This is a genomic window from Streptomyces sp. SJL17-4 (assembly GCF_036826855.1).
GTDB lineage: Bacteria > Actinomycetota > Actinomycetes > Streptomycetales > Streptomycetaceae > Streptomyces.
Map to the genome: position 1 here is coordinate 2,170,442 of NZ_CP104578.1, position 24,923 is coordinate 2,195,364.

General features: G+C 68.7%; 17 protein-coding genes and 1 pseudogene. 6 read left to right on the forward strand and 12 right to left on the reverse strand.

What is annotated here, in order from left to right; genetic code table 11:
- Positions 1-113 precede the first annotated feature (113 nt).
- From N5875_RS09405 to N5875_RS09425, 5 genes are read right to left on the reverse strand one after another with little or no spacing between them, the layout of a single operon-like run.
- Positions 114-1,019 (reverse strand): carbon-nitrogen hydrolase family protein, encoded by a 906-nt coding sequence (locus tag N5875_RS09405; RefSeq protein ID WP_338492956.1) that lies wholly within the window; start codon positions 1,017-1,019, stop codon positions 114-116.
- Positions 1,016-1,810: an ABC transporter ATP-binding protein gene (locus N5875_RS09410; RefSeq protein ID WP_338492957.1), complete on the reverse strand. Its 795-nt coding sequence runs from the start codon at positions 1,808-1,810 to the stop codon at positions 1,016-1,018. Before N5875_RS09410 ends, N5875_RS09405 begins: the two co-directional genes overlap by 4 nt.
- On the reverse strand, positions 1,807-3,783 hold the full coding sequence (locus N5875_RS09415) for an oligopeptide/dipeptide ABC transporter ATP-binding protein (protein ID WP_338492960.1): 1,977 nt from the start codon (positions 3,781-3,783) through the stop codon (positions 1,807-1,809). Before N5875_RS09415 ends, N5875_RS09410 begins: the two co-directional genes overlap by 4 nt.
- Entirely contained in the window at positions 3,780-4,796 is a 1,017-nt protein-coding gene (locus tag N5875_RS09420) for an ABC transporter permease (protein WP_033204322.1), read from the reverse strand. Before N5875_RS09420 ends, N5875_RS09415 begins: the two co-directional genes overlap by 4 nt.
- Positions 4,796-6,379, reverse strand: coding sequence for an ABC transporter substrate-binding protein (locus N5875_RS09425; RefSeq protein ID WP_338492965.1), 1,584 nt, complete (start codon positions 6,377-6,379; stop codon positions 4,796-4,798). The genes N5875_RS09420 and N5875_RS09425 overlap by 1 nt, the downstream gene beginning before the upstream one ends.
- Before the next feature lie 133 nt (positions 6,380-6,512).
- Between N5875_RS09425 and N5875_RS09430 the strand changes: the two genes are divergently transcribed.
- From N5875_RS09430 to N5875_RS09440, 3 genes and pseudogenes are all read left to right on the forward strand, one after another.
- Entirely contained in the window at positions 6,513-7,406 is an 894-nt protein-coding gene (locus tag N5875_RS09430) for a LysR family transcriptional regulator (RefSeq protein ID WP_338492967.1), read from the forward strand.
- Between the two features lie 487 nt (positions 7,407-7,893).
- The gene (locus tag N5875_RS09435; RefSeq protein ID WP_338492968.1) at positions 7,894-9,720 is read left to right on the forward strand and encodes a hypothetical protein; all 1,827 of its coding nucleotides are present in this window, start codon (positions 7,894-7,896) and stop codon (positions 9,718-9,720) included.
- A gap of 267 nt (positions 9,721-9,987) precedes the next feature.
- Positions 9,988-10,127: pseudogene (locus N5875_RS09440) on the forward strand (glycosyltransferase); the annotation flags it as partial.
- A gap of 608 nt (positions 10,128-10,735) precedes the next feature.
- Here N5875_RS09440 and N5875_RS09445 read toward each other — a convergent pair.
- Genes N5875_RS09445 through N5875_RS09455 form a run of 3 tightly spaced genes read right to left on the reverse strand, consistent with a single transcriptional unit; the run spans position 10,736 to position 13,468 of the window.
- Positions 10,736-11,194 (reverse strand): ATP-binding protein, encoded by a 459-nt coding sequence (locus tag N5875_RS09445; protein ID WP_338492970.1) that lies wholly within the window; start codon positions 11,192-11,194, stop codon positions 10,736-10,738.
- 28 nt (positions 11,195-11,222) lie between these two features.
- Complete coding sequence (locus N5875_RS09450; RefSeq protein ID WP_338492972.1) at positions 11,223-12,593, reverse strand: APC family permease; 1,371 nt, start codon at positions 12,591-12,593, stop codon at positions 11,223-11,225.
- Entirely contained in the window at positions 12,590-13,468 is an 879-nt protein-coding gene (locus N5875_RS09455; protein WP_338492974.1) for a carbon-nitrogen hydrolase family protein, read from the reverse strand. The genes N5875_RS09450 and N5875_RS09455 overlap by 4 nt, the downstream gene beginning before the upstream one ends.
- Before the next feature lie 373 nt (positions 13,469-13,841).
- On the opposite strand from N5875_RS09455, the gene N5875_RS09460 reads away from it, so the two are divergent.
- Both N5875_RS09460 and N5875_RS09465 read left to right on the forward strand, forming a co-directional pair.
- Positions 13,842-14,798 carry a hypothetical protein gene (locus tag N5875_RS09460; RefSeq protein WP_338492977.1) on the forward strand — a complete coding sequence of 319 codons (957 nt, stop codon included), beginning with the start codon at positions 13,842-13,844 and terminating at the stop codon, positions 14,796-14,798.
- Positions 14,799-16,230: 1,432 nt separating this feature from the next.
- Complete coding sequence (locus tag N5875_RS09465; RefSeq protein WP_338492979.1) at positions 16,231-17,541, forward strand: cellulase family glycosylhydrolase; 1,311 nt, start codon at positions 16,231-16,233, stop codon at positions 17,539-17,541.
- Positions 17,542-17,600: 59 nt separating this feature from the next.
- On the opposite strand, the gene N5875_RS09470 is transcribed toward N5875_RS09465, so the two are convergent.
- Positions 17,601-19,361: an ABC transporter ATP-binding protein gene (locus tag N5875_RS09470; RefSeq protein WP_338492980.1), complete on the reverse strand. Its 1,761-nt coding sequence runs from the start codon at positions 19,359-19,361 to the stop codon at positions 17,601-17,603.
- A gap of 625 nt (positions 19,362-19,986) precedes the next feature.
- A complete protein-coding gene (locus N5875_RS09475; RefSeq protein ID WP_338492983.1) occupies positions 19,987-21,618 on the reverse strand; it encodes a cellulose binding domain-containing protein in 1,632 nt (543 codons plus the stop codon).
- Between the two features lie 294 nt (positions 21,619-21,912).
- On the opposite strand from N5875_RS09475, the gene N5875_RS09480 reads away from it, so the two are divergent.
- Positions 21,913-22,944 (forward strand): LacI family DNA-binding transcriptional regulator, encoded by a 1,032-nt coding sequence (locus tag N5875_RS09480; RefSeq protein WP_338499125.1) that lies wholly within the window; start codon positions 21,913-21,915, stop codon positions 22,942-22,944.
- A 79-nt stretch (positions 22,945-23,023) separates the two neighbouring features.
- Here N5875_RS09480 and N5875_RS09485 read toward each other — a convergent pair whose 3' ends face one another.
- Positions 23,024-23,896, reverse strand: coding sequence for a carbohydrate ABC transporter permease (locus N5875_RS09485; protein WP_338492986.1), 873 nt, complete (start codon positions 23,894-23,896; stop codon positions 23,024-23,026).
- Positions 23,893-24,912: a sugar ABC transporter permease gene (locus N5875_RS09490; RefSeq protein ID WP_338492989.1), complete on the reverse strand. Its 1,020-nt coding sequence runs from the start codon at positions 24,910-24,912 to the stop codon at positions 23,893-23,895. Before N5875_RS09490 ends, N5875_RS09485 begins: the two co-directional genes overlap by 4 nt.
- Positions 24,913-24,923: the final 11 nt, after the last annotated feature.

Sequence of the window (24,923 nt, forward strand, 5' to 3'; positions counted from 1 at the left end):
CGGTGTCTGAACGGCGGCTCCGAGAGGGCTCGGCGGCGGAGACCCGGCGCCCGCTACGGAGAGGGGCCTCAGGCGCGGGGCTGCCGGTCGCGACCGAGGGACCGCTGGGTGTCTCAGGCTCCTGTCGATCCGGCCCGGGCGGGATGCAGCGGGCCGAGACCGGTCATGATCTGGCCCTTGTCGTAGCCCTCGCTGGCGGGCGGGAAGGGGGGCGGGGCGTCGCGCAGTTGCTTCCACAGGGGGTTGAGGCCGAGGGTGCCGTGTTCACGGGTGGTGGTCACGAGGTCGAGGTCGAGGTGGAAGGTGAGGAACTCCTCGCCTGCGCCGCCCTGGGCCAGCACGCGGCCTTCGGGGTCGGTGGCGATGCTGCGGCCGGTGCCGAAGAGGCCGCCGATGTTCGGGTTGAGGACGTACACCTGGTTGGTGATGGCGTTGGCGCGAGCGAGAACGAGTTCCTGTTCGCGGTCGGATGTGCGGGTGTAGGTGGGCTGGATGATGACCTCGGCGCCCATCCAGGCGAGGGTGCGGGAGATCTCCGGCACCCAGCCGTCGTAGCAGATCGCCAGGCCGAAGCGGCCTACCTGGGGTATGTCGAAGGTGACGTAGGTGTCGCCGGGCACGGAGGTCTCGTACGGCATCCAGGGGAAGATCTTGCGGTACGAGGCCACCACTTCGCCCTGCGGGGAGATGGCGACGGCCGTGTTGTGGACGCCCTTGGCCGACCGCTCCGGGATGCTGCCGGGGACGATCCACAGTCCGGTGTCGGCCGCGAGCCGGCACACCGCGTCTGTGGTGGGGCCCGGGATCGGTTCGGCGAGGCGGTCGAGGTAGCCGGCCGGGTGGCGGGCGTCGAAGCTGCCGAAGGCGCTCAGGTACAGCTCGGGGAAGACCACCAGGTCGATGGACGGGGAGAGGGCCTTGAGGGAGCGCACCTCGCGGCTGAACTTCGCGAAGGTCGCCTGGGGGTCGCCGGTCACGGGTGCGACCTGGGCGAGGGCGACGCCGAGGATTCGGCTCACTGGACGGCTCCTTGTGCGGTTGCGGCTGCGGGTGTGCTCGGCGGGGTGGCGTCCGGTGGGTGGATTCCGGGGACGGCGTCGAGCAGCCTGCGGGTGTAGGGGTGCTGGGGGGAGTCCAGGACCTGGGCGGTGGGCCCGGTCTCGACGAGTTCGCCGTGCAGCATGACGCTGACCCGGTCCGCGATGTGCCGGACCACGCCCAGGTCGTGGGTGATGAGGAGGAAGGCGAGGTCGCTGTGCTCGCGCAGGTCGAGCAGCAGGTTGAGGATCTGGGCCTGGACGGAGACGTCGAGGGCCGAGGTGGGTTCGTCAAGCACCAGCAGCGAGGGCCCGACGGCGAGGGCGCGGGCGATGGCGACGCGCTGGCACTGGCCGCCGGAGAGCTGGTGGGGGTAGCGGGTGAGGACGGTCGCGGGCAGGCCGACGCGCTCGAGTTCCGCGGTGGCGTCGGTCACGGGGCGGCCGGCCTCGCGCAGTGGCTCGGCAATGAGTTGCCGGACGGTCATCCGGGGATTGAGAGCGGCGTAGGGGTTCTGGAAGACGATCTGTACCTGGTGGCGCAGCCGCCGCAGCTCCTTGCGGCGCAGCCCGGTGAGCGGGCTGCCCGCGATGTGCACGGTGCCGGAGGTGGGCTGGATCAGTCCGAGCACGCAGCGCGCGAGGGTGGTCTTGCCCGAGCCCGACTCGCCTACCAGCGCGTGTACTTCGCCTGCGGTGATGGCGAGGTCGACGCCGGCGACGGCGGTGTGCGAGCCGAAGGTCTTGACGAGCTGTTGTACGTCGAGGATCACGCGGGAACTCCCTTCGGCTGGGTGAGGTGGCAGGCGCTGGCCCGCGCTCCGGCGGCGTTGAGAGGCGGCGGGGTGGCGCATGCCTCGGTGGTGTGGGCACAGCGGTCGGCGAAAGGGCAGCCGGTGAGCAGGTCGGGGCGGTCCGGCACGCTGCCGGGGATGGCGGGCAGTGCTCTGCCGGGGGCGGCCCGGTCGGGGAGGGCGGCGAGCAGGGCTCGGGTGTAGGGGTGGTCCGGGGTGTCCAGTACGTCGGTCACCGGGCCTGATTCGACGACCTGGCCGGCGTAGAGCACGTACATCCGGGTGCACAGTTCGCGGACCTCGCCCAGGTTGTGGGTGATGTACAGGACTCCGAAGCCGTGCTCGGCCTGCAGGCGGCGCAGCAGGGAGCGGATCTCCTTGGCGACGGTGACGTCCAGGGCGGTGGTCGGTTCGTCGGCGATGAGCAGATCGGGCCGGCACAGCAGAGCGGCGGCGATCATGACGCGCTGCAGCATGCCGCCGGAGAGCTGGTGGGGGTAGGAGCGCGTGACGCGCTCGGCGGCCAGGCCCACTTCCGTCAGTGCGGTGCTCACCTGCTCGGCGGCTTCGGTCCGGGTGCCGCCCTGGTGGAGGCGTACCAGGCGGGCGAGTTGGTGGCCGAGCGGTGTGACGGGGTCGAAGGAGGCGGCGGGGTTCTGGAAGACCATGGCCACCTTCCGGCCGCGGACCGTGTGGAAGCCGGCGGCCCGCAGGTCCTGGCCTTGGAGCCGGATGGCGCCGGTGGTTTCGGCTCCGGCGGGGAGCATGCCGAGGACACTGAGGGCGGTCAGGGACTTGCCGCAGCCGCTCTCGCCGACCACCCCCACGACCTCGCCCGCGCGCACGCGGAGGGAGACGTCGCGTACGAGGGCGGCGTCGCCGATGGTGACGCGCAGCCGGGAGATCTCCAGCAGGGGTGCCTCCCGGCCGTCTGCGCGCTGCGTGCCCGGGCCGGGCGCGGTCTCGTCCTCACTGGCGGGCAGGGGGCTCGCCGCGCCGGTGGCCTTCCCCTCCGGCCGACGCCGCAACAAAGCGGCGGCCCGCCCGGCCAGGGTGCGCAGGCCGCGTCGTGCGGCGGCGGAGCGGGCTTCCGTGCGCGGGTCGAACACGTCACGCAGAGCGTCGCCGAAGAGGTTGAAGGCCAGCACGGTGAGGAGGATCGCCAGGCCCGGGAAGAGCGCCGCCCACCAGTGGGTCTGGAGGTCGCCGCGGGCCTCGGCCACCATCAGGCCCCAGTCCGCCTGCGGCGGGCGGGTGCCCAGGCCGAGGAAGGCCAGTGATCCGGCGGCCAGGATCACCGTGCCGATGTCGACGGTGGCCTGCACCAGGATCGGTGAGACGGCGTTGCGCAGGATGTGCCGGACCATGACGACTCGGTCCTTGAGCCCCAGGGCGCGCGCTCCCTCGACGAAGGGCCGCTCGCGCATGGATGCGGTGAGGCCCTGGACCAGCCGGGTGTACCAGGGCCACCAGGCGATGGCCAGCGCGAGGGCGGCGTGCTCGAGGCCGGGGCCGAGGGTGGCGACGATGGCCATGGCGAGCAGCAGGGGCGGGAAGGCCAGGAACATGTCGCACAGCCGCATGATCGCCTCGCCTACGCGCCCGCCGCGGAAGCCTGCGATCAGCCCCAGCGGTACGCCCACCAGCACGGCGAGGCCGACCACGAGGAGCGGTACGGTCAGCGCCGGCCGGGCACCGTAGATGATGCGGCTGAGCACGTCGCGGCCGAGGTTGTCGGTGCCGAGCAGGTGGTCGGCGCCGGGTGGCAGGTGGCGGGCGGCGACCTCGGCGGCTCCGGCGCCCTGATCAGGGTGCGGGGCGAGCCAGGGGGTGAGCAGGGCGGCGGCGACCAGGGCCACGAGCAGCACCAGGCCGATGACGGCGAGCGGGTCGCGGAGCAGGGCGGTGAAGCGGGCGCTGCGCGGGGGGATGGTCTGCGGGCTGTGGCTCATGCCGGCCTCACTCGCGGGTCGAGGCGCGCGTGGACGAGATCCACCGCGAGGTTGACGAGGACGTAGGCGATGGCGCCGATGAGGGTGACGCCCATGACCGCCGGGTAGTCCAGGCTCAGCAGGCCGGAGGCGGCGTACTGGCCGAGGCCCGGCCAGTCGAAGACCACTTCGACGAAGAACGCGCCGGTCAGGGCGTAGGCGGCGGTCAGACCGAGCACCGTGACGGTGGGCGGGAGGGCGTTGCGCAGGGCGACGCGCCAGACGAGGGTGCGTTCGGGGACGCCGTAGGCGCGGCCGACGCGGATGTGGTCCTGCTGGAGCGCCTCCAGCATGCTGGTGCGGGTCATGCGGGCCACGACGCCGAGCGGGTAGGCGGCCAGTGTGAGGGCCGGCAGGATCAGGTGCGCCGCGGCGCTGGCCAGCGCCGCGCCGTTGCCGGTGAGGAGTGCGTCCACCGTGTTCAGTCCGGTGATCGAGTGGATCGGAGCGGTGAACTCCAGGTCGCTGTCGATGCGTCCGGTGGGCGGCAACAGTCCCAGGCGGCCGAAGACCAGTAGCTGGAGCAGCAGTCCGAGCCAGAAGGCGGGCACCGAGACGCCCGCGATGGACAGCAGCCGCACCGCCTGGTCGATGAGCCTGCCGGGCCGCACGGCGGCTATGCAGCCGAGCGTGACGCCCAGCACCAGCGCCACCGCCATGGCGGCGCCGACGAGTTCGAGGGTGGCGGGCAGCCGGTCGCCGAGCTCGCCGAGGACCGGTTGCTTGGTGGCGATGGAGGTGCCCCAGTCGCCGGTCAGCACATTGCGCAGGTACGACAGGTACTGCACCGGCAGCGGCTGGTCGAGGCCGAGGGCGTGTGTCACCCGTTCGACCTCCTCGGGTGTCGCCTTGGCGCCGACGTAGGTGAGGGCGGGGTTGGAGGGGATCACCCGCGCGAGGAGGAAGGTGATCGCGCTGACCCCGAGCAGGACGAGCAGGGAGCCGCGCAGCCGGCGCAGCAGGAAGCGCGGCATCAGCTGGCTCCGTGGCGCAGCTGGTGGAAGGGGATGGAGAAGGAGTAGTTCGGGTTGCAGGCGAAGCCCTTGACCTGGCTGTTCATCACGACGGGGGTGCGCATGTCGTAGAGGAACGCGCCGGGGGCCTGCTCAAGGAGTCGGCGCTGCGCCTTGCCGTACAGCTCGGCGGCCTTGTCCTGGTCGGTGGCGGTGTGGGTGCCGGCCTCGTCGACGAACTTGTCGTACGTGGCGTCCTTCCAGTAGCTGAGGTTGAAGAACGGCTTGTCGCTGCTGCGGAAGAGCGAGACCAGGTTGTCCGAGCCGGCGTCGGAATAGGTCGGCCAGTACATCAGCAGGAAGATGTCCTGCGCCGTGGCCGGGTCCGCCTTGGCCTTCTCCCACTGCTGGTTGAACAGGATCGGCTGCAGCTCGACCGTCACGCCGACCTTGGCGAAGGAGTCCTTGATCAGCGGGGCGTACTTGGCCTGCTGCGCGTTCTCCGCCGCGTAGCTGAGGGTCAGCTTCAGGCCCTTGCCGCCCTCGTATCCGGCCTCGGTGAGCAGCCGACGGGCGGCCTCCAGGTCGTACGGGGTCTGCGGCAGCTGCGCGTCGTAAGGGAAGGCGCCGGCCGGTACGGGGCCCCGAGCGCGGGCGCCGAAGCCTTCGGCGCCCACCTTGACGATGTCGTCGTACGGGATGGCCTGCGCCAGCGCCTGGCGTACCTTCACGTTCTTCAGCGGGCCCTTGGTGGTGTTGAAGAAGGCCGTGTGGCTCGTGAAGGTGGGACACTCGGTGACGGTGTAGCCCTTGTCCTTCTTGAACCGGGCGACGTTCTCCAGTGGCAGCGAGCCGGCGTAGTCGACCTGGCCGGACTCGAGCATCTGCTGTTGCGCGGTCGGCTCGGCGGTGATCCTGGCGACGACCGTGCGGTAGCGCTCGCCCTTCCACCCGCCCCAGTACTTGTCGTACGCCTTGAGGACGACCCTCTTCTTGGCCTGGTACTCCGAGACCCGGTAGGGGCCGGTGCCTGCGTCGACGCCCTTGGCGAAGTAGTCCTCGCCCTTGGCCAGGGCCTTGGGGCTGACGATCCACGCCCCGTACATGGACGAGGCGATCATGTCGGCCGGGGCGGGGCTCTTCAGCTTGAGCACGACCGTGTGCTCGTCCGGTGTCTCGATGGTGTCCAGCGCCGACCAGATGAAGGCTGCGCCGCCGTCCTTGGCGGAGGCTTCCAGGGACGCCTTGACCGCCGCTGCGTTCATGGGCTCGCCGTCGTGGAAGGTGACCCCCTTGCGCAGGTGGAAGGTCCATGTCCTGGCGTCGGCGGAGGACTCCCAGCGCTCGGCGAGGGCGGGGCGGAAGCGTTCCTTCGAGCCGGGCGGGTTCATCCACAGCAGCGGCTCGTAGACGTTGCTGAGGTAGTAGACCTCGGTGGAGAAGGACTTCACCGGATTCCAGGTCGTCACCTCGGCGGTGGTCGCCACGTTGAGGATCTGCCCGGTGCCGTTGTCGGCACCACTGTCGGTACCGGTACAGGCAGACAGGAGCAGACCGCAGGCCACCAGAGCGGCGGCGGCAGGGGTTCTTCGGGGCGTGGTCATGAGTTCGCTCCTCGGGGAAGGCGCATTCGCCGGCTGTTCAAAGTGAGACAACAATGGGCCCGGTGAGCTATAACCCTCAAATACTTGATTGGGTTGACTTTCATGCCTGCAAGGCATGGACAGGAGGTTCGCTATGGAGCTCAGGGTGCTGCGCTACTTCCTGGCGGTCGTCGAGAGCGGCTCGGTGACCAAGGCGGCAGCCGAAGTCCATATCGCCCAGCCCTCGCTCTCCCGCCAGCTGCGCGGACTCGAGACGTCCCTGGGGGTGACACTGTTCGACCGCACGGGCAAGCGGATGGAGCTCACGGCGGCCGGCCGCCGTTTCCTGCCCCTCGCCCGGGATCTGGTGACCCGCGCCGACACCGCCCTCGCCGCCGCCGGCTCGCTGGCATCCGGGCGGGCGATGCGGATCACCGTGGCGGCCCCCGCCACCACCATCACCGATGTGATCGCCCCGTTCCTGGCCACCTGGGGTCCGGAGGACCCCCTGGTCACGGTGCAGGCGGAAAGCCCGGTACGCGCCTACCAGGCCCTCACCCGGGGCGCCGACGTAGCGATCTCCTCAGCCCCGCCGCGCCGCCGCTACGCGGGCCTGCCCGTAGCCCGGCTGCCCGTGTGGGCCTACGTGCCGCCCTCGCACCCCTGGGCAGACCGGGACCGGATCACCATCCAGGAGCTGACCGGTGAGCCGCTGATCGTCCTCACCCTCGCGCACGGCACCCGCCGCATCCTGGACCAGGCGGTACAGGACGCGGGCAGTTACCTCGACATCGTCCTGGAGTGCGACACCCCGCAGGTCGCCCAGGCGATGACGGCCTCGGGACACGGCATCGCCGTCGTCTCCGACGACCCCCGCTTCGGACTGCACCCCCTGCTGATCATCGACCAGCACGGGGAGCCCCTGCACATCCGGCTGCACGCGGCCTGGGACGCCGGCCACTACGCGCTGCGCACCATCGAGTCCTTCGCCACCGGCCTGGCCCGCTTCTGCGTCGAGCAGTACGGGCCGGAGGCAGCGGGGAGCTGAACCGGCTGGAACAAGGAGGGCATCAACGGCCGGAACGTCCCGGCGACCCGGGTCGCGCACGGTGAGCCTGTCCGGAGGTCGCCCCCCGGTCCCGTACCGCAGCGCACGACGCACCCACCCTTCTCGGTCATGCGCTTGCGCCACCGGCAATCGACGCCTTCCGGTGCATCGAACTCGTCGAAGACCTACGCGGTGAGCCGCCCCAGCCGCTCCCCGACCCGCGGGCGAGCGTGGTCTTGCCCGGACAGCTGGACCCGGCGACTCGAGCAGCATCGGACCTGGGCGGCAGGTCAGCTGCGGCGTTCTCGGCACGTTCACGCAGACCTGGTTTCCCGTCCACCGACCCCGGCGGTGCGTCGCACTCCGCCGGAGCACCTGCCCCGATGCTTTTCAGACACCGTGGCCAGTCCTGACAGGCATTGGACACCTCTCGCCGCGCGCACCCACCATGCCGCAACAACAGACCCCGCCCGGAAGAGGGACATCCATGACCTCCAGTCCGCCCACCCGCCGCCCACGCGGCATGCGATGTCTTGCGACGGCCACGGCACTGCTCACCGTGCTGCTCGCCGGCGTGTTCACCGCTCCATCGCCCGCGCTCGCCGAAAGCGCGGCCCCCGTGCCGGGCGACCCGCTGACCGGCAGCGGCGCCGTGCCCCGCACCGTTCTCACCGCGGCTCAGCTCTCCAGCGCCACCCCCACCGACACCGTCGTGGACAGCGCGTTCGCTCTGCCCCCCGAGGCGGCCCCGCCCGCACTCACGTTCGAGGGCACTTTGACCCTCAACGGCACCGCCACGGCCGGCGGCTACCGCAAGCTGAAGGACCCCTACGGCTACTCCGGCGCCGAGGCCACCAAGCACCTCCCCCCGTTCAGCGCCACCCTCGTACAGAACGGCAGCCACCTCGTCCCCACCGTGCGCGGGCTGCGCTACACCGGGAACGCCTCCTGGAACCTCGCCGTGGGAGCCGGCCGGGCTTGGCAGGAGGACGGCGACGGCGGCCGCACGCGCGCCGCGCTGCCCTTCGCACTGGTCGAACGGAACGCCAACTGCGTGCACAACGGGGTGCTCTCCTTCCTCTTCGACGCATCCTCCGTCTCCCAGGTCCGCTACCAGATCACCGCGGAGACCTGCGCCTACCACCAGTTCGACATGTGGGGCCAGGTGGCCGCCACCTACCAGCCGGGCACCGTCCCCGGCGGCGAAGCCGCGCGCGACGCCTACGCGGCCGAGGTCGCCGGCCGGCTGCCCACCAAACCCATCGCGCAGCTCGCCACCGACCACCCCGGCGCCGGCGTGGACACCTCGAGGTTCGGCGCGGGAATCACCCCCACCGCGCTGAGCACCTACGGCTTCTACTACGACGGCGTGAACTACGTCGGCGGCTGCCAGACCAGGCAGGGCCAGTACCCGTTCTGCGGGCAGATGCTGCTGCCCTCCTACTCCACCGCCAAGTCCGCCTTCGCCGGCACCGCCCTGCTCCGGCTCGCCCAGCGCTACGGCACCGGTGTCGCGGACCAGCGCCTGACGGACCTGATACCGGAAACCGCCGGGAAGAGAGCCTGGTCGAATGTCACCGTCAATCACGCCCTGGACATGACCACCGGCAACTACACCTCGGCGGGCTTCGAGGTCGACGAGGCGGGCGGCACCATGACCGACTTCTTCCTCGCCGAGCCCTACGCCACCAAGATGGACAAGGCGCTGTCCTTCCGTCGCAAGACCACCCCGGGCAGCAAGTGGGTCTACCACACCTCCGACACCTTCCTGGCAGCCCGCGCCATGAACAACTACCTCCAGAACCGGGCCGGTTCCGGCGCGGACCTGTTCCACATGCTCCGCGACGAGGTCCTCGCCCCGATCGGCGTCAGCCCGGAGGCCCGCGTCTCCTCCCGTACGGACAACAGCGCGGACGGCGTCCCCTTCGGCGGGTACGGGATGTTCTGGACCAAGGACGATGTCGCCAAGTTCGCCAAGTTCCTGAACAACGACGCCGGCGCGGTGGCCGGAACCCAGGTGCTGCACCCTGGCCTGCTGGCCGACTCCATGCAGCAGAACCCGTCCCGACGCGGCGCCACCACGACAGGCAGCGCACCGATGCACTACCAGAACGGCTTCTGGGGACAGGAGTTCACGTCCGCGGACAACCCCGCCTTCACCCAGCCGTTCCACGTACCGTTCATGTCCGGATACGGAGGCATCACCATCGCGATGATGCCCAACGGTTCCACGTACTACTACTTCAGCGACAACAACGAATTCTCCTGGACCGCGGCGGTAGCCGAGTCCAACAAGCTCGCCCTCATGGTCTGACCCACGAGCGGACTGCGGCTCCCGCCCGCCGAGGCCGGAGTTCTCGTCTTCTTCCGAGCGTCGAACCCATGGCAGGGTCGCGCGCCGACCGGCCGGTCTCAACAGTCCGGTGAACCGCTCGTGGACCAAGGAACTCCGGCTCGGCGCGTACGACCTGGCAGTCCGAGCAGCGCCCAGGCCTCTCCCCAGAGGCCGGGGCGCCTCTTCGTGCCCGCCACCACATGCCCCTGCTGTCGCACGACTGCGCCCTCGCCTGCCGCTGCCCCCGGGCCCCGGACCGTCTTCATCGGCTTTGGGAGCATGGCGTCCGGTGACGGGGAGCGGCAGAGCGAGATCGCCGTGCGAGCCTGCGCCGCGCCGGGCTGAGCGGCATCCTCCAGGCCGGCAGTGCCGGACCGGCCGCCGACGTGGCCGAGGGCGGGCGGGTCAGGTCCTCAAGGCCTGGGCACAGATCGGGTGACCGTCCGCGAGGCGGATGGGGATGTCCCCCTGCGCGTCGGACACGCTGAAAGGGATCCGCATGATCCCAAAAACAAAAAGACCGCCGATGGCGGTCAGGGCTACCCGGACTGACTCAGGTCCGGCGCCATGGCCCTGTACGAGTCCACGCCCGGGGCGACGTACAAGAACATCGCCACCGACCTGGGCGTCGACCGGGCCACCCTGCGTGAGTGGGTGCCGCGTGGCCGGCAACGGCCGCGTCGCCGCCGTTGCCACGTCCGAGGCCGTCTGCCCGGCCGGCCTGGCCGGACAGACGGCCTCGTCCACAGACCCGGTCGAGCACATCCGGCAGTTGGAGGCTCGGGGGCCGAGCTCGAGACAAGGGAGCGGGAGCCGGCGACCGAGCGGGACGCACTCCGCACGGCGGCCCGGCATTTCGCCGGTAGGGCGACGGCATCTGGCCGGTCCCGGTGACCGGGCAGCGGTCAAGCGGACCGAAGTCCCCGGACTCCAGAACGTAGAGGTCCAGCTCCTCCACGGAGAGGTTCTCCTCGAGAGTGGTCATCGAGGGTGGTCAACGACGGGGGCCTGCCGTCAGGGCGAGTACGGCGATGACGATCTTTCCGTTCTCGGTCTCCTCGACTGACCAGGCGCTGGCGAGGCTGTCCACGATGAACAGGCCGCGCCCGCTCGCGGCCACCGTCGCCTCGTCGACAGACGAGTTCGAAGGCCGGACGGGGACGGCGGTGATGTCGGCCCCGCGGTCGACGACGCCCAATGCCGCACCGAACTCGTAGGCCTCAACCCTTATGAGGACCGCGCCGCTGCTGTGCTGGATGGCGTTGGCGATGAGTTCGCTGGCCACCAGCATGGCGTCGAAGAGCTGATCCTCCGCCTTGCCGTCCAGGACGTCGGCCAGGACGGTACGGGCGGCGCGCTGCGGAGCATCGAGGCCGTCGAGCACCACATCGCGCTGGATCAGCAGGTCTCCGAGGGTCCGGTCATGCACAAGTTCAGCAGTTGTCGTGGGCATCGTCGTCTCCTCGCATCGGGAGGGATCGCTACACGGTGGCTCTGTCCGTGGCCGCGGGGTCGTCGTCGAAGGTCATCTCCGGTGCGGGTCGGCGGAAGCCCTTGGTCAGGACGGCCAGGTAGACGACGCCGATCGCCAGCCAGACGCCGCCGATCTGGAGTGCAACGCCATCGAGCCTCGTGAGCAGGTAGAGGGAGACGCCGACGCCGATGGCCGGCATCACCAGGTACGAGAAGAGGTTGGGGGTGCGGCCGTCTCTGCGCTCTCGGACCAGGTGGGCGATCACGCAGACGTTCACCAGGGCGAAGCCGAGGAAGGCGCCGAAGTTGATGAACGAGGTGGCTGTGGTCAGGTCGAGTTTCATGGCGACGACACCGGCGGCCGCAGTCAGCAGCAGGTTCAGGACGGGCGTGCCGGTCTTCCCCGACAGCTTGCCGAAGATCGCCTTGGGCAGTGCGCCGTCGCGTCCCATGACGTACATGAGCCGGGCGGCGGAGGCTTGCAGGGCAATACAGGAGGCGATGGATCCGGCGATGGTGACGAAGTTGATCATCTCGGCGTACGTCTCGCCGCCGACCTGGACCTTCAGGTGGTAGGCGGCCGCGTCGACGTCAATGAACGTCGCGCCGGGGTGAACCAGTTGCATCACGAAGGACAGCACGATGAAGATCGCTCCGGCGGCGATGACGCAGCCGATGATGCCGCGGCCGATCGTCCTCGCCCCGCCCCTGGCCTCCTCGCCCAGTGTGGAGACGGCGTCGAAGCCGAGGAAGGAGTACGCGGCGATGGCAGCGGCCGCAGTGACCGCGCCGATCGAAGTGCCGGAGTTCCACAGAGCGTCCGTGGCGGAGGCGGACGAGCCGTGCTCGCCGAGGAAGACGACGCACAGGGTGGCGAAGAGGACCAGCGACCCCAGAGCGATGAACATCAGGACCTTGTTGACGCGGTCCGCGAGCTTCATGCCGAAGATGTTGATGGCGGTGGTGATGCCCACCGAGACGATCAGCCAGACCCACTTGGGTATGTCAGGGAACTGGGCGTTGAAGTAGATCGCCGTGATCAGCCAGCCGACCATCGGGATGAAGAAGTAGTCGAGCAGCATCGCCCAGCCGGACAGGAAACCGATGCGACTGTCGAGCATCTTGCGGGCGTAGGTGTAGACCGACCCCGCGCCGGGCACGGCGCGCGCCATCTTCGCGTAACTCAGCCCGGTGAGCAGCATCGCGAGGGTGGCGACGGCGAACGCGGTGGGGGCCACGCCGCCGCTGGTGGCGGCGACCACACCGAACATGGTGACGACGATGCCAGGGGAGATGTAGGCCAGGCCGAACAGAACGACGGAGAAGAGGCTCAGGTCGCCCTTCAGTCTCATGCTGTTCCCAGTGGTCTCGCTGTTCATCGTCGTGGCTCCTCGGTGGGGTGGGCGGCGTTCCAGGTGGCGGGGTCGATGCGGCCCCCGTACAGCGGGAGGTCGAGGGCTGGGTCGCCGGGGCGGAATTGGTCCCAGATCCGGTTGAGGCCGGCGGTGCCGTAGCGGCGGACGTTGCTGACCTCGTCGAGGTCGATGACGTCGGTGAGGGTGGAGTCGCCGGCATCGACGGTTTCGGCGCGCACCGTGCCCTGGGGATCGATGACGAGGCTGCGGCCGATCCCGGAGGGGGCAGCGGAATTGACGCTGGCGACGAAGACCTGATTGGCGATGGCGTTGGCGCGGTTGAGGACGACTTCTTGTGCGCGGTCGCTCGTCGGCGTGCGGACCACGTTGACGATCAGCTCGGCGCCCATCCAGGCCAGGTGGCGGGAGATCTCCGGGAACCAGGTGTCGTAGCAGATGGACAGTCCGATGCGGCCGACCCCGGCGAGGTCGACGACCTCGAACCGGTTGCCGGGTGCGGTCGTCTCGTACGGGCGCCACGGGCAGATCTTGCGGTACGCGGCGAGGCGCTCGCCCTGTGGCGAATAAACGGGTGTCGTGTTGTGGACGCGGTCGCCGGTGCCTCGCTCGTAGACGCTGCCGGGTACCAGCCAGATGCCCAGATCCCCCGCGAGCTCGGCGAAGACCGCGTCGCGTTTGCCGTCGAGCGGCTCGGCCGCCTGCTCCGGGTCGGCCGGGACGCCGGGGGCGCTCTCGCCGAGGTGCAGTTCGGGGTAGACGACGAGGGCGCCAGGTGCGCGCAGTTTCACGCGCCGCTCTACGTCGGCGGTAAAGCCTGCGAGGTCGTCGGCCGGGCGACCGGGCGCCTGGGCGAGGATCAAGGGCAGGGGGCGGGCCATGCGGGAACACCAGCCAATCGAAGGATGCGTTTTACCCGGAAAGTCGACGGAGATTCGGTCTCCGATAACCAAGAGTTCCGGTGAAATAAGAATGCGACCAATCAGCCATAGCCTCAAATACTTGGAAGGGTTGATTAACATGCCTGTGAGGCATGAAGGCGTCACGTGGCCTGCGCCGGGGCCGCCCGCGCCGACACCACCGAGGTCGCAGTGGATGCACTGACCACCGGCATGCTCACCCGTTTCTGGCCACCCGAGATTCGGGGGCACCCGCCTCAACATACCGACGAGTAACGCATAGATTGCACGGTGTAATCGGTAACGATCTCAGCGCACGCCTTGCGTAACGGCTCGTAACCTTTAGCCTCCGTGCATGGCATTTCTCTCAAGTCGCCGCAGACGAGCGCGTATTGCCCTGGAATTCGACGACGCCGCTCTCGGCCGGCTGCTGAAGTCCCTCCAGGCGACGCCGAATACGGGCGCGCTCGGGACAACGGACCTGTACATGGCCCAGATATCCCGTCTCTTGAACCAGAGCCGGGCCGACTGGGACCGCCGCACCCATCAGCTCTCCGTGCTGGCGTACCGCCTGTCCGAATCGCATGGGCCCCGCGCCTGGGCCTCTCGTGAGCCGCGCAACGCGACCGCGCTCATCCTCTCCGCTTGGGCGCAGCTCGAACGCGGACGCTCCCGGGGACGCCTGGAGGACTCTGCCGGCATCGCCGACAGCTGTCTGCGCGCCGCCGAACTGGCGCCGGAGGACCCCACTCCCTGGGTGGTCATGCTGGGGCTCTCACGGCTCGAGCGCCGCAGTCAGCCGGAGGTGTTCGGCCTGTGGAACGAGGTGCTGGCCCGCGACCGCTGGAACCGCGAGGCGTATCTGAGCATGCTGCGCTATCTGGGGCCGGAGGAGATGGGATCGCGCAGCCAGGTACTGGACTTCGTCGACGCGATCCGCGCCCGCATACCCACGAACGCGCCCTGCGCGGCCACCGAGCTGACCGCCCAGGTACTGCAGTACCACTCCGTCCTCGCCCTGGGCGGAGTCGAGGCGCTGATGGCACGCAACCACTGGGCCCACGCATCGGCCGCTCAGGCCCTCGACCGTGCGGCACACACCTGGGCCCAGCCCGGGTTCTTCCACCACGCGGCAGCCCTCGCCGACCTGAACCTGCTGGCCTACGCACTGACGGCCGCCGAGCGGCGCGGCGAGGCCCGCCCGGTCTTCGAGGCGATCAACGGCATGGTCACAATCTGGCCCTGGAGCGTCGGAGGTGACCCGGTGTCCGAGTTCGAGAAGGCACGGAGCAGGAGCGGGACTGGCACGTGAGTTGCCGGGCCCCTCACCTTCGGCTTGGAAGGCCGGACAGCTCTTGACGGCTGAGCAACGTGCGAGGGGCCAGGCATCCGCCGGGGCCTCTCCCACGAGTCATCAGCGGGGTATGCGATCTCTCCGGGAGCTTGAGTAGCGGGATCCTCCGTTGCCGGGAGACACCCAACGCCGTTTTCCCTGCATCGGCCGCTACCCCGGCCTTGCCATGCTGTGGCACGACCGACCCGACGCCCTCAGGCCCTTTCTCGGCATGGAACCCATACGGCCCCTGACGCAACATGGACCGGACCCCGCCTAGCCTCACGGAGTGTCACTACCGAGAAGCGGGTGGGGCTGGGGCAGCCAACAGCTCAGCAGCCAGTGCCCCGGCCACCTCGGCGTACCTAAGAGCAGACAGCCGAGGGCTCCATTCGGTGGTCGCCAAGCCCACATGACGACCCATCAGAAACCGTGCCGTCCGTGCGTCAAACGTGCGTCACGTGCGTCGAATATGCGTCAAGATATCGCACCTAACGCACGTAACGCCCATAACGCACACTCGGAGAAACGCCAGGTCAGCGGCCCTTTTCAGCAGGCTCAAGGATCGCGACACACTCGACATGGTGGGTCACAAAAAAGATGTAGAGCCAAGAATAGACTGATTAAAGCAGCTGATCAGAGGCTCGCGAGGCACAAAAGGGACTCAAGGTCAATGTGCGTTGCGTGCACTGTGAGCGCTCCGGGCGACTTCTGACGTGCACCAGAGAGTGCTGGCGGGTCTCCCGAGGCAGATAAACGGACAGGGGTCCTCTGGAACCATGGTTCGATCAAGCCCGGCTCGGCCCCGGCTGTTCGCCGGCCGGGGTCGGCGAGCGGGACTGCCCTTGCGGAGAGTGCGTCTGCGTCGGCGCTGCTCGGGATGCCCTCCAAGTCCAACCGAACCAGCTCTAGCGGTGAAGGCGGGCCGGCTTTCCCCGACACCCAGACCGTCGAGCGCTCTTCTGCACCACCGGCAGCCCGCCGGCAAGCAACCCGGCAACGCCCGGAGGTAGGCCCTGCGGAAGCCGCATCGGCGTCCTGACGCCTGGCGCCCACAGCGACTTGGCCGACCTTGACGGATCCCCTACGTCGCCGACTCTCACCAGAGCGAGGCCTGCCGCGGTGGTTCAGATCGACGTACCACGGTTCACTAGACAAGCGCCTGACGCTCGACAGCAGAGCCATAGGAGCAACTACATGTTCAGTAGGAATTTACTGAACCGACTTGAATGTCTTACCTCATCGCAATAAAAGCTCTCTCCGTGCTTGACATGGATCTGGCCACGGGTGCCTCATGGTGGACACCCCCGGCGGGCAGACCAGCGGCTCGGTCATCGGACTCTGACAACGTTGTCTCGTCATTAGAGTTCTGCGCGGACGGGGCTTATCCCCATTTCTCACGAGGAGAGGCATGACCAAGTCACCGCGCAGGACGTGGCTCACGGCAACGGGCAGCGCCCTCGCCGGCGTCGCCGGACTGCTGCTGCCCGTCTTCGGCCCCACCGGAGCCGCCCAGGCCGCAGACAGCGGCATCCACGTCAGCAACGGCCGGATCTACGAGGCCAACGGCAGTGAGTTCGTGATGCGCGGGGTGAACCACGCGCACGCCTGGTATCCGGGCGAGACCGACGCCATCGCCGACATCGCCGCCAAGGGCGCCAACACCGTCCGCGTCGTCCTGTCCAGCGGCGACCGCTGGACGGAGACCAGCGCCTCCCAGGTGTCGTCAATCATCGGCGACTGCAAGACCAACAAGGTCATCTGCGTCCTGGAGGTGCACGACACCACTGGCTACGGTGAGGACGGTGCCGCCGCCACCCTCGACCAGGCCGCCGACTACTGGGTGGGTGTCAAGAGCGCTCTCCAGGGCCAGGAGGACTACGTCGTCGTCAACATCGGCAACGAACCCTTCGGCAACAGCGGCTACACCGCTTGGACCGCCGCCACCAAGAACGCCATCGGCAAACTCCGCGGTGCTGGCATCGAGAACGCGCTGATGGTGGATGCCCCGAACTGGGGACAGGACTGGTCGAACACGATGCGGAACAACGCCGCCTCGGTCTTCGCCTCCGACCCGCGCCGCAACACGATCTTCTCCATCCACATGTACGGCGTGTACGACACGGCCGCCGAGGTTCAGGGCTACCTGAACCACTTCGTGAACAACGGACTGCCGATCGTGGTCGGCGAGTTCGGTGACAACCACAGCGACGGCAACCCCGACGAGAACGCCATCATGGCCACCGCGCGCTCACTGCGCGTCGGCTACCTCGGCTGGTCCTGGAGCGGCAACGGCAGCGGCGTCGAGTACCTGGACATGGTCAGCGGCTTCAACGCCGGCTCCCTGACCGCTTGGGGCAACCGGTTCTTCAACGGCGCCGACGGCATCTCCACCACCTCGGCCCGCGCCACGATCTTCGGAGGCGGAGGCGGAGGCGACAACGGCGGTGACACCGGCGGCACCGCTCCGAACGGATACCCGTACTGCGTGAACGGCGGCTCCTCCGACCCCGACGGCGACGGCTGGGGCTGGGAGAGCAACCACTCCTGCGTCGTCCGGGGCAGCGCCGCCGACACCGGATCCGGCGGTGATACCGGTGGCACCGCTCCGAACGGATACCCGTACTGCGTGAACGGCGGCTCCTCCGACCCCGACGGCGACGGCTGGGGCTGGGAGAGCAACCACTCCTGCGTCGTCCGTGGCAGCACCGCCGACCACTGAGCAACAGGGTGCCCTCCCATCCTCAGCGGCGGGAGGGCACCCCCGCGTCGTGCCACGAGTCAGGCCAGCTGGGTGGCCTGGAGGCGGGCGTAGGCCGAGTCGCGGGCGAGCAGTTCCTGGTGGCTGCCGGACTCCACCACCCGGCCCCGCTCCAGCACGACGATCCGGTCCGCCCGCCGGATCGTGGACAGACGGTGGGCCACGACGAAGACCGTCCGGCCAGCGACAAGACAGGCGAGCGCCTCCTGTACCTGCGCCTCGGATCGGGCGTCCAGCGCCGAGGTGGCCTCGTCCAGCACCAGAACCCGGGGATCGCGGATGAGGGCCCGGGCGATCGCGAGGCGCTGGCGCTGGCCGCCGGAGAGCCGGGTGCCGCGCTCACCGACCACGGTGTCGAGACCGTCCGGCAGCGCATCGACGAACTCGGCCGCATTGGCGTCGTGCAGGGCTCGCCGGAGTGTCGCGTCGTCGACGCGCTCCATGCCGTACGTGATGTTCTCCCGGATGCTCCCCTCGAAGAGGACGGACTCCTGGGGGACGACGGAGACGAACCTGCGGAAGCTTCGCAGATCGAGCCCGGCCATGTCCTCACCGTCGAGGAGTACCCGTCCCATCGTAGGTCGGTGAAAGCCGAGCACCAGGTTGAGCAGTGTGGACTTCCCCGCGCCGGAGCCGCCGACGATCGCGAGGGTGGTGCCGACAGGGACGTCGAGGTCGACCTCGCTCAGGGCGGGCTCGTCGCTGTCGCCATGGGTGAGGCCGGCGCCTTCGAACCGGAACGCCCCGGCGACCGAATCCACCTGCCGCTTGCCGTCGTTGACTTCCAGATCAGGCGCCTGGAGGACCTCGCCGACGGACTTGAGGGACTCCACCGCCTTGCCCACGACCGGGGCGAGCGCGAGCAGGCTCGTGACGGCGCCGGTGAGGGTGGAGAAGTAGGCGCTGAGCATGACGACCTCGCCCGGAGTGACGGACGTCCATCCGTAGTAGGCGACAAGCGCAGCGCCGACGAGGCAGCCCGTGCCGAGCCCGTTGAAGACCACCCAGGAGAGCGATCCGAAGCGGGCGTTAAGCAGATCCAGCCGGGTCCCCTCCTGCTGCACCCGGTCGAGCTCGCGGCCTACGCGGCCCAGAGCCGTGCGCTCCAGGGCGTGGGCGCGAGTGATGGGGATGAGGGTGGTCATGTCGCTGACGGAGGCGGACATGCGCTCCACCGAGCGCCGGTAGGAGGTGTTCCCTTCTCCGAGCCGGGCGCGTAGAGCTCCGATGAGCAGCACAGCGACAGGAACGAGGACGAGGAAGACCGGCAGGAAGACCGGGGTCACGACGGCGATGACGGCGAGGCCGCCCGCCAGTGTGGCGACGGCAGTGAGTCCGTTGTCCGCGGTCTGCTGGAGCCCTGTCTCCAGGGCCTCGACGTCCCGGACTACCTTGGCGTGCAGAACGGACGAGCTGGTGCGGCTGTGGAAGCCGATGGAGAGCTGTTGCATGCGGGTCACGAGGGCGGACCTCAGGTCACGGCCGAGTCGGCGGATCGCGCCGTGCATCCAGCGGACGTACAGCAGGTGCAGCGGTGGATTCAGGAGAAGGACCGTGAGCATCACGGCGCAGTTCCACCACAGCTCGGAGATCGGCCGGTGCTCGACGACGACGTCGATGACGTTCGCCGTCACCGGCGGAAGCAGCCAGACAGGCGCGTGTTTGGCGAAGAAGACCGCGGCAGCCCCGGCAAGCCGTGTGCGATCGGGCCGGAAGAGGTAGTGGACGGTGCGGATCGGATGTTCGCCTCGGTAACGGTGGTCGAGCGGGCTGTGATTCATGGCTTCCACGGGCTTCCTTCGTCGGGGCCGACCGCCCCTCTCACCGTGTCCGCGTCTGGTGGCGGGTGCAGGACAGGGCAAAACGATTGCCGTACGAGGGCAGCCCGGTCCTGCGGCCGTGAGACGACCTGGTTCTTCCTGGGGCGAGGACGGCGGCGTGCTCTCGTAGAAGCATGCGGCGCGCGGGCCCTCCGATTCCAGCACTGGTCGGACCGCTCGGAAGATTTGCGAAACCCTGGCTAAACCGCCGGTCTCCCGCACGAGTTCACATCGCTCCAAGTGAGCCGGAAGAGTGCGCAGGAGTGCGGGGCCAGGGTGGCCGGTAGTCCCCTGCCACACGCTCTTGCACGAGTCGGCGTGCGTCGTGTCGCGTACGACGCGACCGGCCCTGCCCGGTCGGGAAGAAGCTCTGCGGACAACACCCGGAGTGTGGGGCGGGCTCGGCCGTGTACGCATTCCTCCGCAGCAGGCATGGGTTACAGCGAGCCGGTGAGGGCGCGTGCCGGCAGCGGCGGCAGAGAAGGGTGGAGAAGGGTGGAAGCGAGAATGTCCATGAGGTCCCCTATGCGGGAATGACAAGGCGGGGTGCCCGCGCGTGGGCACCCCTTTGCTGCGGTGTGTACGGTCAGGCGGTGGCGCAGGTCTTCCCGTTCAGAGTGAACGCGGCCGGCACCCCGTTGGTGCCCTCTGCCGACGTGCCGCTGAAGCCGAAGTTCACGCTGGCTCCCGGGGCGATGGTGGCGTTGTAGCCGGACGGGTTGCTCGCGGTGACGGCCCGCCCGTTCTGGGCGGGTACGGCGTTCCACGTCTGGGTGATCCGCTGGTCACCGGGGAAGGTGAAGGCCAGCTGCCAGCCTTGGACGGGGGTGCCACCGGTGTTGCGGATCGTCACGCTGCCGTTGAAGCTGATGCCCCAGTCAGAGAGCGTGTAGGCGACGGTGCAGTCGGCCGGGGCCGGGGTGGTGGGCGGGGTCGTGGGGTCCGTCGGTCCGGGGGTGGGCGGCGTGGTCGGGTCGGTGGGGGTCGGGGACGGAGTGGAGCCGGGGAGCCCGCTCTTCGCGGCCATGCGGTCGGAGTGGGCGCGGAAGACGGCGAGCTCGGGGGCGCCTTGAGAGACACCGAACTTCCCGTCGATGTTGCGGTCCTGGTACCACCAGAAGGCGCTGCCGTCGCCGCCGGCCTCTTCGAAGGCGGTGTAGATCTCCCTCCACCACAGTGCGCGGTCGACGTTGTGGACGTTGAACTCGCCCATGAAGAAGGGCTTGCCGACGACCTCGTGCGAGTCGCGTATCCAGGCGCGGACGAGGTTCTTGGTCTCTTCGATGCCGAGGTCCGCCCAGTGCTCGGTCGGATAGGGGTGGGCGGAGGTGAAGTCGATGTACGGGGACTTCTGGATGTGGACGAAGGGGTTGCCGGAGTCGCCGCCGAAGCCGTACTTCGTTCCGTGGCCTTCGATACCGGCGCCGAGGAGGTGGTTCGGATCGATGGACTTCACGAAGGAGCCCATTTCGTCGACCCAGGCGCGCAGGGTGGTGCCGTCGACATTCTCTGCGGCGCTCTGGCCCTCGTAGCGGGGCTCGTTCATGAGCTCCCAGGCGAAGATCGTCGGTTCGTCCTTGTACTTCACGCCGCTGTAGTGGTTGGTGCGGTTGAGCGCGTAGGAGACCGAGTCCTTGTACGAGGTGAAGCAGCCGGGGCAGCGGTTCTTGTCGAAGAAGGCGGCGCGGGCCGGGTGTCCGCCGGAGAGACCTTCCCAGCGCAGGCGGGTGTCGATGCCTCCGTATGCCTCCCAGTAGTTCTCAAACACGGGGATCAGGCGCAGGCCGTGGGCTTTGGCCGACTCGATGATGTAGTCGAAGGCGGCGTACTGCTGCTCGTTGAACTCGCCCTCGCGCTCCTCGAAGCCGTGCCAGCTCTCGTGGCTGAACATCCAGACGCGGGCGACGTCGACGCCGTCGGCCGCCATGCGGGCGAAGTGGGTGTCGATGCGGGCCTTGTCCATGTACTGCGTCTCGGTGTCGCCCGAGCCGGCCCCGAAGGTGAACATGTCATAGGCGTTGGCGCCGGCGAAGTAGTACTCCTTGCCGTCGAGGCAGAAGCGGATGCCACAGCGGGTGACGAAGGAGTCGGTGCTGTCGGCGGCGGCGGAGGTCGGGCGGACGACTAGGAGACCGACGAGGGCCAGGACCGTTGCGAGGAGCAGAGTCAGGGGACCCGCTCGTCTCACCGGTGGGGCGGGGCGGGGGGATGCGTTCATGGGGATTCCCTTTCGTCCGGAGGGAGCTGGAGAAGAATCCGGTCGTCTGCGGGGCGGCTCACCCGAGCGGCAATTAACCGGTTAACTCAGAGGGGAACCGTAGAGATGACTCAGGGGCATGTCAATGCTTTCAAATGGCCTTCCCGGAAAGTCAGTTGGGTTGAACATCTCGTCACCGAAGCCCTGTCGGCGCGCGGATCTCCCGCCCATCGGGCCCGCAGGGAGCCGCCGCTTTGCGCATGAACCGGCGGTAAGGTCGGGGTATCAAGGGTTCAGGATGGAGCTGGGGTGGCAGTGAAACGGCCGACGATGGCGGACATCGCGCGTCGGGCGGGCGTGTCGAAGGTGGCGGTCTCGTACGCACTCAACGACCAGCCCGGAGTCTCCGAGGCCACGCGTGCCTTGGTCAAGAACATCGCCCAGGAACTGGGCTGGCGTCCCAACAGTGCCGCCCGGGCGCTGACCGGCGGGCGCGCGCAGGCGGTCGGGCTGGTCGTGCGGCGGCCAGCGCGGACGCTCGGGGTGGAGCCGTTCTTCATGGAGTTCATCAGTGGTATCGAGGCGGTGCTCGCCGAGCACACGTATGCGCTGATGCTCCAGATCGTGACGGACCAGACGCAGGAGATCGAGGTCTGCCGGCGCTGGTGGGGTGAGCGGCGGGTCGACGGGGTGTTCCTCATGGACCTGCAGACCGACGACGCGAGGGTCGACGCCATCCGCGGCATGGACCTGCCGGCGGTCGCGATCGGTCCGCCGGAGGTGGCCGGTGGTCTGCCGGCCATCTGGTCCGACGACGGTGAGAGCGTCCACGAGATCGTGCGGTACCTGGCGACGCTGGGGCACCGGCGGATCGCGCGGGTGGCGGGCCCGGCCGGACTTGCGCACACAGCGGTCCGCGACGCGGCGCTCGCAAAGGCTTGTCAGGAAGCCGGTATCCCCGAGGCGAGGGTGATCCACACCGACTACACCGGCGACGAGGGTGCACGGGCCGCGCGGGCGCTGTTGATCGCACCACAGCGGCCCACGGCGATCGTCTTCGACAACGACATCATGGCGGTGGCCGCGTTGTCGGTGGCGCAGGAGCTGGGTCTGTCGATCCCGGCCGATCTGTCGGTCGTGGCATGGGACGAGTCGCCACTGACGCAGGTGGTGCGCCCGATGCTGTCGGCGGTGACCCGTGACATCCCCGCGTACGGTGCTCGCTCCGCGACCGCGCTGCTCGCCCTGATCGGCGGAGAGGATGTCGGCGACATGCGCGAGGGGTACGCGCACTTCGCGCCCCGGGGCAGCACCTCCACCCCTGCCCCGGAGCCGGTCCCGCGCTGACCTTTCGTTTACGGGAGCGCCGCACGGGGGCCGGGCCGTCCCCTCGTGCGGTCCGCCCCCGCGGCACGGCACTGCTCTGTTACTTGGTGGCTCCCTGGGAGAAGCCGTTGTAGATCCAGCGCTGCAGCAGCAGGAAGATGATCAGCGTCGGCAGGATGACCAGGATCGCCCCGGCCGAGATGGCTTCCCAGTGCGCTCCGAAGGGGCCCTTGAAGCGGAAGAGCGCGGTGGAGATCGTCCCCAGGTCCTCGGAGTGCATGTAGAGGAAGGGGATGTAGAAGTCGTTGTAGGTGGTGATCCCCTTGATGATGACGACGGTGGCGATCGCCGGCTTCAGCAGCGGAAAAATGATCTTCCGGTAGATCGTGAAGGTGTTGGCTCCGTCGAGCCGGGCGGCCTCGTCCAGGGAGATGGGGATGCCCCGGATGAACTGCAGGAAGATGTAGACGGAGACGATGTCCGTCCCCATGTAGAGCAGGATCGGTGCCCATCGGGTGTCGATGAGCCCGAAGCTGCCGATCACCTGGAAGGTGGCGACCTGTGTGGTGACGCTGGGCACCAGTGTGGCGATGAGGAAGCCCGCCATGACGAGCTTCTTGCCCCGGAAGTCGAAGCGGTCGACGGCATAGGCGGTCATCGAACCGATGATCACGGTGCCGCCGATGGAGAAGAAGAGGATGAAGGCGGTGTTGCCGAAGGCCATGAGCATGTTGCCGTCGGTGAACGCCGTCACATAGTTGTCGAAGTTCAGCCAGTTCCCGGGGAGGGACAGGGCGCCGCCGTCGCTGACCTCCTTCGACGTCTTGAGCGAGGTGAGGAGGATGACGGTCAGCGGCAGCAGGACCACCACCGCGGCGACGATCAGGGACAAGTAGGTCAGCAGCGTTCCGACGGGGAGGCGGCGCTTGGAGGCGCGGGTGGGCGCCGGGGCTGCGGCGAGATCGGGGGTCATACGAGGTCCACCTTGTCGTCGGGCACGAGCCGGCGCTGGATCCAGGTGATCAGCAGGATGATCAGGAGCAGCACCACGGCCGCGGCCGAGGCCAGGCCGGTCTTGTTGAACTGGAACGCGAGCTTGATCGTCTGGATGACGAAGGTCTGGGTGCCGGTCGCGCCGCCGGTCATGATGTACGGGATCTCGAAGACGGACAGCGAGCCGGAGATCGCCAGGATGACGCTGAGACTGATGACGGGCTTGATACTGGGCGCGATGATGTGCCGGAACTGCTTCCACTTGCCGGCGCCGTCCAGCTCGGCCGCTTCGTAGAGCTCGCCGGGGATGGACTGGATGGCTCCGAGGAAAAGCACGAAGTTCAAGCCGGTGAAGCGCCAGACCGAGACGCCCGCGAGGGAGATGTTGGCGGAGGTGGGATCACCGAGCCAGGGATGGTCGGTGGTCACACCGAACCAGGACAGGACCGAGTCGAGCGTGCCTCCGTCCTGGAAGAAGTACAGGAACACGAAGCCGATCGCGACACCGTTGATGAGATAGGGGAAGAAGAGAATCCCCTTGAAGAGGTTCCGGAACTTCAGGTTGAAGCTCAGGACCACCGCGAAGTACAGCGCGACGGCGATCTGCACCACGGAGGCGGCCAGGTAGTAGCCGCTGACGAAGAAGACCCGGAAGAGTTCGGGACGCGTGAAGATCTGAACATAGTTGTCGAAACCGACATTCTCCCGGTCCGGACTCACTCCGTCCCAGTCCGTGAAGCTGTACGAGATCATGCTCGCCACCGGAACGTAGGTGAACGTGATCAACAGCGCGAGCGGGGCTGCGAGGAACAGCCAGGGCGTGATCTTCCGTAGAGGCGAATCCCTCCAGGAGCGGGACCGTCCGGCCGAGGGCGCGCGTCGGCGGCCGGCAGGCCGGCGCCCTGGCCGGCCGTGGCTTCCCGTGTCTGTCTTGTCCGTGACGGATCGCCCTGTCATGACGGCGCTCTCTCGTGCGGTGTCGGTCTTCTCGGTCATGTCGGCCTTTC

Excerpts from the sequence above, each read along its gene's own strand:
- N5875_RS09465 (WP_338492979.1), top strand. The coding sequence starts at position 16,231 with ATGACCAAGTCACCGCGCAGGACGTGGCTCACGGCAACGGGCAGCGCC.
- N5875_RS09460 (WP_338492977.1), top strand. The coding sequence starts at position 13,842 with ATGGCATTTCTCTCAAGTCGCCGCAGACGAGCGCGTATTGCCCTGGAA.
- N5875_RS09490 (WP_338492989.1), bottom strand. The coding sequence starts at position 24,912 with ATGACCGAGAAGACCGACACCGCACGAGAGAGCGCCGTCATGACAGGG.
- N5875_RS09420 (WP_033204322.1), bottom strand. The coding sequence starts at position 4,796 with ATGCCGCGCTTCCTGCTGCGCCGGCTGCGCGGCTCCCTGCTCGTCCTG.
- N5875_RS09430 (WP_338492967.1), top strand. The coding sequence starts at position 6,513 with ATGGAGCTCAGGGTGCTGCGCTACTTCCTGGCGGTCGTCGAGAGCGGC.
- N5875_RS09470 (WP_338492980.1), bottom strand. The coding sequence starts at position 19,361 with ATGAATCACAGCCCGCTCGACCACCGTTACCGAGGCGAACATCCGATC.
- N5875_RS09415 (WP_338492960.1), bottom strand. The coding sequence starts at position 3,783 with ATGAGCCACAGCCCGCAGACCATCCCCCCGCGCAGCGCCCGCTTCACC.
- N5875_RS09425 (WP_338492965.1), bottom strand. The coding sequence starts at position 6,379 with ATGACCACGCCCCGAAGAACCCCTGCCGCCGCCGCTCTGGTGGCCTGC.
- N5875_RS09475 (WP_338492983.1), bottom strand. The coding sequence starts at position 21,618 with ATGAACGCATCCCCCCGCCCCGCCCCACCGGTGAGACGAGCGGGTCCC.
- N5875_RS09445 (WP_338492970.1), bottom strand. The coding sequence starts at position 11,194 with ATGCCCACGACAACTGCTGAACTTGTGCATGACCGGACCCTCGGAGAC.
- N5875_RS09455 (WP_338492974.1), bottom strand. The coding sequence starts at position 13,468 with ATGGCCCGCCCCCTGCCCTTGATCCTCGCCCAGGCGCCCGGTCGCCCG.
- N5875_RS09435 (WP_338492968.1), top strand. The coding sequence starts at position 7,894 with ATGACCTCCAGTCCGCCCACCCGCCGCCCACGCGGCATGCGATGTCTT.
- N5875_RS09450 (WP_338492972.1), bottom strand. The coding sequence starts at position 12,593 with ATGAACAGCGAGACCACTGGGAACAGCATGAGACTGAAGGGCGACCTG.
- N5875_RS09485 (WP_338492986.1), bottom strand. The coding sequence starts at position 23,896 with ATGACCCCCGATCTCGCCGCAGCCCCGGCGCCCACCCGCGCCTCCAAG.